The organism is Aeromonas sp. R10-2 (genome assembly GCF_040908445.1).
GTDB lineage: Bacteria > Pseudomonadota > Gammaproteobacteria > Enterobacterales > Aeromonadaceae > Aeromonas > Aeromonas veronii.
On the sequence record NZ_JBFODS010000015.1, the window covers coordinates 1 to 10,207 of the forward strand.

Consider the following 10,207-nt stretch of genomic DNA (forward strand, 5'->3'; position numbering starts at 1 on the left):
GGTTCTTCGCGGGATCTTGGGGAAGTGGAAGTTGACAGACAGGGTGCTGGTAAACTGGCTGTCTCCAAACACACCACCACCATCACCCTGCTGTCGCCGTGCATCATATTGATATTGCCTCCTTCTGGCCAGGTTATACCGTCATCGCCCAAGCGCTTTCTGCCAACCATCACACCCTGTTTACCCTTGAGCCTCGCGCCGACCTGTTGCCCCGTTGTCGCCGATGCCTGCAACCCACGCCATTGATCCACGACCAACGTATCCGCCGGGTGCGTGAGCGAGACCTATTTGACCGACAAGTCTGGTTACAACTGCCTGTTCGCCGCGTCGACTGTCTGCGCTGTGGTCGCGTCAGTGAACATATCGACTGGCTCCCCTCTGGCTCCCGCCTCACCCGGCGCATGCAGTGCTGGATTGAAGCGCTCGTTCAGTACCTCCCCATCCGCCATGTCAGCCAGCTCACCGGGGTCGGTTGGCACACCATCAAGGAGATCGACAAGCGCCGTTTGCAGACCAGTGTGGGCACCATCGAACTTGGGGAGGTGCGGCGGCTGGTGATGGATGAGTTTGCCCTGCACAAGGGACACCGCTATGCCACCGTGATCATGGATGCCGAGCGAATCCGCGTCCTGTGGGTGGGGCACGGCAACAGCCGGGCCGCTATCCGTCCCTTCTTCGAGCAGCTCGGCGAGCGATGCCAGCAGATTGAAGCGGTGGCGATGGACATGAACACGGCGTTCGACCTGGAGGTGAAGCAACACTGCCCGCAGGCGGAGGTGGTCTACGACCTGTTCCACGTGGTGGCTCGCTATGGCCGAGAGGTGGTGGACCGGGTGCGAGTGGAGCAGGCGAATGCACTGAAAAGCGATAAACCGGCGCGAAAAGTGGTCAAAAGTGCGCGTTGGTTGCTGCTACGTAATCGGGCGAAGTTGAGTGAAAAACAGGATGTGAAGTTGCAGGAGCTGTTGGCGGCGAATCAACCGCTGGCGATGGTGTACGTGCTGAAAGAGGGGTTGAAGGGCATCTGGTATGCGCCGAGCGTGTGGGAAGGATGGCGACGATGGCGGAGCTGGATGCGGCAGGTGAAGGAAAGCGGGCTAGCGCCGCTGCAACGATTTGGTCGAAATTTATCGAAATATATGCGGGGGATCCTGGCGAGTGCAAACTACCCGATGCACACGAGTGTGCTGGAAGGGGTGAACAACAAGATCAAAGTGATAAAGCGCATGGCATATGGATTTAGGGACTCAGAATACTTTTTTCTGAAAATCAAGGCGGCCTTCCCCGGAAAGCCGCGATGAACCAGTTTTTTGGCATCCACAAAGACCGCATGACCGCCGGTGGGGGTCTGGATGGGGATGCCCGCCTCGGCCAACCGCTCGCCGAGATAGGCCACCTGACTGATGCGATAGGTGAGATACTCCTCATCCATCCCCTCACGCAGACCGATGGCAAGCGCCGCCATGTCCCGCCCCGCAAGCCCGCCATAGGTGACGAATCCCTCCATCGCTACGCAGCGCACCTGCACCGCGCGGAACAGGTCGAGATCTTCCTTGAAGCAGCAAAGCCCGCCGATATTGACCAGCCCGTCCTTTTTGGCCGACATGGTGAAGATGTCCCCCAGTGCGAACATCTGGCGCACTATCTCCTTGATGCTGTGCTTGGCATAGGCCGGATCCCGCTCCTTGATAAACCAGGCGTTCTCGGCAAAGCGGGCGGCGTCGATCACCACCGGAATATGGTGGCGACGGGCCAGTTCGGAAACCGCCTCCATATTGGCCATGGAGACCGGCTGGCCACCGGCGCTGTTGCAGGTTACCGTGATGATGATGCCGGCCACGTTGTCGGCCCCCAGGGTTTCGATGATGTCGGTCAGGCGAGGAAGATCAAAATCCCCCTTCCAGGCGTAGGGGGCCGTGGTGTCGAGGGCCTTCGGGGTGAGCAGGTTGATGGCCCGCGCGCCAGCCAACTCCACGTGGGCCTTGGTGGTGTCGAAGTGGTAGTTGGAGATAAAGACCGGCGCCTTGCCCTGGCAGCGCTTGACCAGCTCGGGGAAGAGGATCTGCTCGGCCCCGCGCCCCTGGTGGGTGGGCATCACATGCTGATAGCCAAAGATCTCGCGTACCGTGCGCTCCAGCTCGACGAAGTTACGGCTGCCCGCATAGGCCTCATCCCCCATCATGATGCCGGCCCACTGGCGATCGGACATGGCACCGGTACCGCTGTCGGTCAGCAGATCGATATAGACATCCTCGGCCAGCAGCAGGAAGGGGTTCCAGCCAGCGGCCTCGAGGGCAGCACGACGCTCGGCGCCAGTGGTCTGTTTGATGGGCTCGACCATCTTGATACGAAACGGCTCGGGTATACGACGCATATAAGACTCCTCACCGGCACAAGGCCAGTGTGTTTGAAATTGGGATTGGCAAAAAGGCAGGTGCGATCAGGGTCGTCCGGCTGACAAATTCAAACGCCGGGTGCCGCCAATCAGCGGTGAGGAAAGTCGAAGGTGAGAATGGGATCCCGGGTATACCAGTGGGCGAGCAGACAAGCTGCCCGGGGCGTAGTTGTCATGATTGGCATCACTCCCCTCCATATCGGTTGTAGACAGTCGATGGCCAACAAGATCCGTTGATGGATGCTGCCAACAGGCAGCCTCGCCACGTTAACGGCTGGTTAATTGGCAAACAAGGAGTGCACTGACGGGCTGTGCGCCCGCTCACAAAGTAGGCATCTGCGCGGTAAACTGGCAGTGAGGTTGATCCGCCCGCGCCCCCTGTTCGTTATTCTCCCTAACCACACGCCACATTACCCATCAGTCAGGGCCGGAAGCCATCATGTATCGCAAACCCCATCTGCCCGAGAAGATCTGCCCCGTCTGCCTGCGCCCCTTCAGCTGGCGGCGCAAGTGGGCGCGCAGCTGGGAGGAGATTCGCTACTGCAGCGAGCGCTGTCGCCACGCTCGTCACAGCAGACAGCAACCTGAGGGGGAGCGAGTGTGATGGAGCTGCGTCTTGTTCTTGGCGATCAGCTGAACGCCGGTCACAGCTGGTTTCGCACCCCGGATCCGGCAATCTGTTATCTGATGGCGGAGCTGCGTCAGGAGACCGACTACTGCCACCACCATCGTCAGAAGGTGTTGGCCTTCTTTGCCGCCATGCGCGCCTTCGCGGCGGCACTCAGGAAAGCAGGCCACCGCGTCTGTTACCTGACTCTCGATGAGAGCGCCCACTGGCCCGACTTGCCCGGCTTGCTGGCAGCTCAGCTCGAAGCACATCAGGCCAGTAGCTTTGCCTGGCAGAGCCCGGACGAGTGGCGCCTCGCCAGCCAGTTGAAAAGCTGGGCTGCGGGCCTTGCCATCCCTGCCACCGAGGTGGAGAGCGAGCATTTTCTCACCCCCCGCGATGGCTGGCAGCACTACCCCCACAGCCGGATGGAGTTCTTCTACCGCGCCTTGCGAAAGCAATACCAAGTGCTGCTCGATGAGCGCGGCCAACCCCTTGGCGGGCGCTGGAACTTCGATGACGAGAACCGCGCCAAGCTGCCGGAGCGTCAGCCGATCCCGGAACCCCTCACCTTTGCCAACGAGGTGAGCGAGATTGATGCCATGCTGACCCGTCACGGGGTCAGTACCATCGGCGAGGCAGATGCCAGCAGGCTGCCGTGGCCCATCACAAGGCGCCAGAGTCGCGAGCTGCTGGCCCATTTTCTGGCCCACTGCCTGCCCCACTTTGGCCGCTATCAGGATGCCCTGAGCGAGCGGGGCTGGAGCCTGTTTCACAGCCGCCTGTCGTTTTCCCTCAACAGCAAGATGCTTCATCCGCTTGAGGTGATCCGCGCCGCCGAATCCCACTGGCAGGCCAATCAGGCCACCATCACGTTGGCGCAGGTCGAGGGGTTTATTCGCCAGATCCTCGGCTGGCGCGAGTTTGTCCGTGCCCTCTACTGGGAGAAGATGCCCGACTATCAGCAGACCAATTTTCTCGGTGCCAACCGGCCGCTGCCCGGCTTTTTCTGGAGCGGTGAAACAGACATGGCCTGCGTGCGCCACGCCATCAACCAATCCCTTGAGCACGGTTACGCCCACCATATCCAGCGGCTGATGGTGACCGGCAACTTTGCCCTGCTGGCGGGGATTGACCCCGATGAGGTGGATGCCTGGTATCTCGGTATCTATGTGGATGCCATCGAATGGGTGGAGCTGCCCAACACCCGCGGCATGAGCCAGTTTGCCGATGGCGGCCTGATGGGCAGCAAGCCCTACGCCAGCAGCGGCGCCTATCTCGAGCGGATGGGCCACTACTGCAAGGGGTGCCACTATCAGGTCAAAGCCCGCCACGGCGACGGGAGCTGCCCCTTCAACAGCCTCTACTGGCACTTTCTCTGGCGCAATCGGGACAAACTGGGCGGCAATCCCCGCCTCGCCCTCCCCTATGCCAACTGGGATGGCCAAGCTGCCGAACAACAGCAGGCTATTCTAGCAACGGCGGAGCACTACCTAATCCAGCTGGAGCAGTTGTAAGCGGGCCATGTTCCCTGACAGATGCCCCTGACAACAGCGCAGCGATTTACGCTGGCAATCAGGCTCACCATCGCACCAAACACCAGCTTGTGACTGGCAAGCAGACGGAGATCCCAATCCTGCGTAGAGCGGTTGAATATCCTGTGGCGGCTGATTATGGTGGTGGCCACATCAGGAGATCAGTCAAGGAAAGACGATATGGAGATAGTGGTTCTCGGTGGCGGCGTAATTGGGGTAACCAGCGCCTGGTATCTGGCCAAAGCGGGTCACAAAGTAACCCTGCTGGAGCGACAAGGTGGCGTCGCCCTTGAAACCAGCCATGCCAACGCCGGGCAGATATCCCCGGGTTATGCGGCCCCCTGGGCGGCCCCCGGCATTCCCCTCAAGGCGGCAAAATGGATGTTGCAAAAGCATGCCCCCTTCACCGTGCGCCCCACCGCCGACCCCTTCCAGCTTCGCTGGATGCTCAGAATGCTCGCCAACTGCACCCCGACCGCCTACGCCACCAACAAGGGGCGCATGGTGCGTCTGGCCGAATACAGCCGCGACTGCATGAAGCGGCTGCGTGACGAGCTCAACATCGATTACGAAGGGCGCCAGCTCGGCACCCTGCAGCTGTTTCGCAGCCAATCCCAGCTCGATGCCAGCCAGCGCGATATCGAGGTGCTGGAGGAATACGGCGTCCCCTACCAGTCGCTGGATGCCAGCGGCTGCGAAGTGGTAGAGCCTGCGCTGGCGCGGGTGCGCGGCAAAATCGTCGGCGGCCTGCGTCTGCCCGGCGACGAGACCGGCGACTGCTTCCGCTTCACCAAGGCCCTTGCCCTTGAAGCCGAGAAGCTCGGGGTCAAGTTCGTCTTCAACTGCGACATCGACGAGATTGAGCAAGCCCGCGGCCGCGCCGTGGCGGTGCGGGCGGGCGAGCAGCGCTATCGCGCCGATGCTATCGTCTGCGCGCTCGGCAGTTATGCCACCGGCTTTTTACGGCCGCTGCTGCGCCCGCTCGGGCTGGAGCTGCCTGTCTATCCGGTCAAGGGCTACTCCCTCACCCTGCCGATGATCAATGCCGAGGCCGCGCCGCGCAGTACCGTGCTCGACGAGACCTACAAGGTGGCCATCACCCGTTTTGACGAGCGGATCCGGGTCGGCGGCATGGCGGAGCTGTCGGGCTACAACCTCGCCCTCAACCCCAGACGCCACGACACCCTGGCGATGGTGGTCGGCGATCTCTTTCCCGAGGGGGGCGATATCAGCCAAGCCGAGTTCTGGACCGGCCTGCGCCCCATGACGCCGGACGGTACCCCGCTGGTGGGGCCGAGCCCCATTCCCGGTCTCTGGCTCAATACCGGCCACGGCACCCTGGGCTGGACCATGGCGGCCGGTTCGGGTCAGCTGTTGTGCGATCTCATCAGCGGCAGCGAACCCGCCATCAGCGATGAGGGGCTCACCCTGGCCCGTTACGGCTAAGCGCCTAAGCTGTCGGGCTGTTTCACTCGCCAACTACGCCCTCAGACAACAGCAGAGGACGTCCTCAACCGCTTTATTGACAGGCCACCGCCATAAACGGTGGCCTTTTCGTCTGATGTTGACCTTCTCCCTCCCCGTCTGCCTGAGCGGTAGTCTGGCTGCCGGTTAATGCAGCAAACGGCACAGAATATTGCGCAATTCGACTTGCGCAAGCCGTCACAATCCGTAATGTGGATAGACGCATTTTTCGCAGCGCATATTTTTTAAATGGCCTGTAAACCGCTTGTAAACAGGCGTCGCCAGACAAGGGGTTACGGGTGTCACCACGAGTTTCTTTAGCAGCAATCCAGGGTAGGACAATATGAAAAAAGTAGGTTTGGTCGGTTGGCGTGGCATGGTGGGATCGGTTCTGATGAGCCGGATGCAGGAAGAGCAGGATTTCGCCCATATTCAACCCACATTCTTCACCACCTCCCAGGCCGGTGAGGCCGCACCCAACTTCGGCGTCGATGCCGGTACTCTGCAGGACGCCTTCGATATCGAGGCGCTGGCCAAGCAGGATATCATCATCACCGCGCAAGGCGGCGACTACACCAAGGATGTCTATCCGCGCCTGAAAGCCGCTGGCTGGCAGGGTTACTGGATTGACGCCGCCTCCTCCCTGCGGATGGAGAAAGATGCCGTCATCATTCTGGATCCGGTCAACGGCGACGTCATCGAGCAGGCCCTGAATGATGGCATCAAGACCTTCGTCGGCGGCAACTGCACCGTCAGCCTGATGCTGCTGGCCCTCGGTGGCCTGTTCAAGGCCGACCTGGTGGAGTGGGTCAGTGTCGCCACTTATCAGGCTGCCTCCGGTGGCGGTGCCCGCCATATGCGCGAGCTGGTTACCCAGATGGGGATGCTGCGGGATGAAGTAGCGGTCGAGCTGGCCGATCCTGCCTCCGCCATTCTCGACATCGAGCGCAAGATCACCGAGAAGACCCGCTCCGGCACCCTGCCGGTAGACAATTTCGGCGTGCCGCTGGCCGGTGGCCTTATCCCCTGGATCGACACCAAGCTCGACAACGGCCAGAGCCGTGAAGAGTGGAAGGGTCAGGCCGAAACCAACAAGATTTTGGGTATCGAGAATGCTGTCATTCCGGTGGATGGTCTCTGTGTGCGGATCGGCGCCCTGCGCTGCCACAGCCAAGCCTTCACCATCAAGCTGAAAAAGGATGTGCCGCTGGCGGAGATCGAAGCCCTGCTGGCTGCCCACAACGACTGGGTAAAAGTGATCCCCAATGATCGCGATATCACAGCCCGCGAGCTGACTCCGGCGGCCGTTACCGGCACCCTCAGCATTCCGGTGGGTCGTCTGCGCAAACTCAATATGGGCCCTGAGTATCTGGCCGCCTTTACCGTAGGTGATCAGCTGCTGTGGGGCGCCGCCGAGCCGCTGCGCCGCATGCTGCGTATCCTGCTGGCGCGCTAATCCGCCACAGACGCAGATACAACAAGGGCGGGGAGTCACACTCCCCGCCCTTTTTCATTGCCTGTTTTCGTGACCCGTTTAGCGGGTTTGCAGCCTTGCGCTCACGCTTGCCGTTACTTGAGCAGGATTCGCTGACAGCCGCTGTAGATCTCGGCCCGCCCGGGGCGGCAAAAGCCCACCAGCGTCAGCCCGGTCTGCTCGGCCCGCTCGACCGCAAGCTCGGTGGCTGCGGAGATGGCGAGCAAGATCTCCACTCCGGCGCTGGCGCACTTTTGCACCATCTCGAAGCTGGCGCGGCTGGTCACCAGAATGGCGCCGTCACGGCGACCCGTGCGGCACAGATGGCCCACCAGCTTGTCCAGCGCAATATGGCGCCCCACATCCTCACGGATGGCGAGAATATTGCCCTCACCATCCAGATGCACCGCCGCATGGGTGGCGCCGGTGCGCTGGCCCAATAGCTGGAGCGGGCGCAGCGCGGTCAATACCTTGTCGATATGGCCCACCGCCAGACGCTGACTATCGGGCAAGCTTGGCTGGGTGCGGATCACCTGCTCCAGACTCTCGCTGCCACAGATGCCGCAACCGGTACGGCCCGCCAGCGTGCGCCGCTTCTCTTTAAGGCGATGAACGCAGCGATTGGCCAGGGTGATGTGCAGCTCAATGCCCTGACAGCCGTCAATCTGCTCGATGTCGTGGATATCGAGCAGGCTGTCGATGATCCCCTCGGATAGCGAAAAGCCGATGGCGAAATCCTCCAGATCGGAGGCCGAACACATCATCACACTGTGGGCGATGCCGTTGTAGACCAGCGCCACCGGCGTCTCGGAGGGGAGCGCCATTTCGCTGTCGCAGGTCAGTGTATCGGCGCGGTAGTGCACCACCTCGCGGTGGATAGCGCAGCGGGCCAGTTCGTTCTGCGCCTCCAGCTCAAGTAGCTCTCTCATGGTGCGACCCCGTCAATGATCTCGGGATCTCTGGCCGAGATGCCGAGCCGCTTCATTTTTGAGAGCAAGGTGGTGCGCTTCATGCCAAGGCGGTTGGCCGCCCCCCGCTCGCCAGCGACGATGCCGTTGCAGTCACGCAGGGCAGCGATGATCGCCTCGCGCTCATCGGTCGGCCCCTCCTCGGCAAAGAGCGGCGTGGCGGGCTCGTCATACACCAGGGTCTCAATCTTGTGATAACCCTTGAGGGGCATCAGCTCATCGGGCGAGAGGTTGAGCACATGGCCGCGGGTCATTACCACGGCGCGCTCGATAACGTTCTCCAGCTCGCGGATATTGCCGTACCAGGGGAGTGACACCAGCATCTTCATCGCATCGGCGGGGATCGAGGTGATGGTGCGACGCATCCGCTTGGCGATCTTCTTGATAAAGAAATTGACCAAGAGCGGAATATCCTCGCGCCGCTCGCGCAGGGGCGGCAGCTTGATGGGAAAGACATTGAGACGGTAGTAGAGATCGCTTCTGAAACGCTTGTTCTTGACCATGGAGAGCAGATCGCAGTTGGTGGCGGCCACCAGCCTTACATCCACTGCTATGGGGTTGCTGTTGCCCACCCGCTCCAGCTCGTGCTCCTGCAATACCCGCAACAGTTTGGGCTGCAAGTCCAGCGGCATATCCCCCACTTCATCGAGGAACAGGGTGCCCTTGTGGGCCCGCTCAAAGCGGCCGATCCGCTGGGTCAGGGCGCCGGTAAAGGCCCCCTTCTCGTGGCCAAACAGATCGCTCTCGATAAGGCCGGTGGGGATGGCGGCGCAGTTCACCTTCACCATCTCGTGGTCGTGGCGGGCACTCAGGGCGTGAATGGCCTGGGCGATCAGCTCCTTGCCGGTGCCGGTCTCGCCAAGGATCAGCACGGTACTGTCGCTCTCGGCCACCAGCCGCACCTTCTCCAGCACGCTCTCCATCACCGCGCTCTGGTAGATGATGTGGGGGAACTCCCCCTGCATCTGCGGTTCGTTGATGCGAATGGTCTTCTCTTTGGCACCGTTGGTGTTGGAGATCTCCTGCTGCGCCTGCACGTTATTCATGGCTATGGCGGTGCGCGCCGCCACCTGCTCCAGCAAGGAGATATCGATATCGGCAAAGAAGTCGGCGTTGGGGTGCGAGAGGATCAACACCCCCAGCAGGTTGCCCCGATAGCGCAGCGGCAAAATGCAGGAGCTGTCTGAGGTGTCCTGACAAGATCGGACAGTCCCGGATCAAGCAGCCTGAGCAGTTCTCCAATACCTCTTGTTAAACTCCGCCGGGCTGACATTGCCAAGTCGTGAATGCCGACGCTGGCGGTTGTAAAAAATCTCTATGTATTCCTGAATCGCTGCCTTGGCCTCCGCTCTCGTCTCGAATCTATGGTGGTGAACCAGTTCATTTTTAAGAGACCCCCAGAAGCTTTCTATCGGGGCATTGTCGAAGCAGTTCCCCTTGCGTGACATGGAGGTCTGCATGCCAAATTGTACCTGGAGAGCCCGGTAAGCCTTGGCACAGTACTGACTGCCCCGGTCTGTGTGATGAATAAGCCCAACGGGTGGCCTCTTCTGCTGCACAGCCCGAAACAGCGCCTGACTGACCAACCCGGTGGTCATTCGCTCTCCCATCGCATAACCCACTATCTCACAGGTAAACACATCCTTGAGACCAGCCAGATAAAGCCAGCCTTCGTCGGTGGCAATATAGGTGATATCACCGGTCCAGACTTCGTTGGGCTTCGTCGGCGCAAAGACCTGACCAAGGAGATTCTCCGCCACGGGC

7 protein-coding genes and 2 pseudogenes are annotated in these 10,207 nt (G+C 61.0%); 5 read left to right on the forward strand and 4 right to left on the reverse strand.

Annotation, left to right across the window (positions count from 1 at the left end; translation table 11 throughout):
- Nucleotides 1-98: 98 nt before the first annotated feature.
- Nucleotides 99-1,301 carry an ISL3-like element ISAeme19 family transposase gene (locus AB5Y97_RS02770; RefSeq protein ID WP_368157222.1) on the forward strand — a complete coding sequence of 401 codons (1,203 nt, stop codon included), beginning with the start codon at nt 99-101 and terminating at the stop codon, nt 1,299-1,301.
- On the opposite strand, the pseudogene AB5Y97_RS02775 reads toward AB5Y97_RS02770, so the two are convergent.
- Nucleotides 1,301-2,374 (reverse strand): annotated as a pseudogene (locus tag AB5Y97_RS02775) (tryptophanase); the annotation flags it as partial. The gene AB5Y97_RS02770 and the pseudogene AB5Y97_RS02775 sit on opposite strands and share 1 nt — an antisense overlap.
- Before the next feature lie 460 nt (nt 2,375-2,834).
- Between AB5Y97_RS02775 and AB5Y97_RS02780 the strand changes: the two are divergent.
- The 4 genes from AB5Y97_RS02780 to asd all read left to right on the forward strand — a co-directional run bounded on the left by AB5Y97_RS02780 (nt 2,835) and on the right by asd (nt 7,457).
- Entirely contained in the window at nt 2,835-2,999 is a 165-nt protein-coding gene (locus AB5Y97_RS02780) for a DUF2256 domain-containing protein (protein WP_368157223.1), read from the forward strand.
- The gene (locus AB5Y97_RS02785; RefSeq protein ID WP_368157224.1) at nt 2,999-4,519 is read left to right on the forward strand and encodes a cryptochrome/photolyase family protein; all 1,521 of its coding nucleotides are present in this window, start codon (nt 2,999-3,001) and stop codon (nt 4,517-4,519) included. The genes AB5Y97_RS02780 and AB5Y97_RS02785 overlap by 1 nt, the downstream gene beginning before the upstream one ends.
- Before the next feature lie 156 nt (nt 4,520-4,675).
- On the forward strand, nt 4,676-5,983 hold the full coding sequence (locus AB5Y97_RS02790) for a D-amino acid dehydrogenase (protein ID WP_335837196.1): 1,308 nt from the start codon (nt 4,676-4,678) through the stop codon (nt 5,981-5,983).
- Between the two features lie 361 nt (nt 5,984-6,344).
- The gene (gene asd, locus AB5Y97_RS02795; protein WP_005345266.1) at nt 6,345-7,457 is read left to right on the forward strand and encodes an aspartate-semialdehyde dehydrogenase; all 1,113 of its coding nucleotides are present in this window, start codon (nt 6,345-6,347) and stop codon (nt 7,455-7,457) included.
- Between the two features lie 113 nt (nt 7,458-7,570).
- Here asd and fdhD read toward each other — a convergent pair whose 3' ends face one another.
- The 3 genes and pseudogenes from fdhD to AB5Y97_RS02810 all read right to left on the reverse strand — a co-directional run.
- On the reverse strand, nt 7,571-8,404 hold the full coding sequence (gene fdhD / locus AB5Y97_RS02800; RefSeq protein ID WP_151285878.1) for a formate dehydrogenase accessory sulfurtransferase FdhD: 834 nt from the start codon (nt 8,402-8,404) through the stop codon (nt 7,571-7,573).
- Nucleotides 8,401-9,612 (reverse strand): sigma 54-interacting transcriptional regulator, encoded by a 1,212-nt coding sequence (locus AB5Y97_RS02805; RefSeq protein WP_368157225.1) that lies wholly within the window; start codon nt 9,610-9,612, stop codon nt 8,401-8,403. Before AB5Y97_RS02805 ends, fdhD begins: the two co-directional genes overlap by 4 nt.
- Nucleotides 9,613-9,660: 48 nt before the next feature.
- A pseudogene (locus tag AB5Y97_RS02810) lies at nt 9,661-10,207 on the reverse strand (IS3-like element ISAeme20 family transposase); the annotation flags it as partial.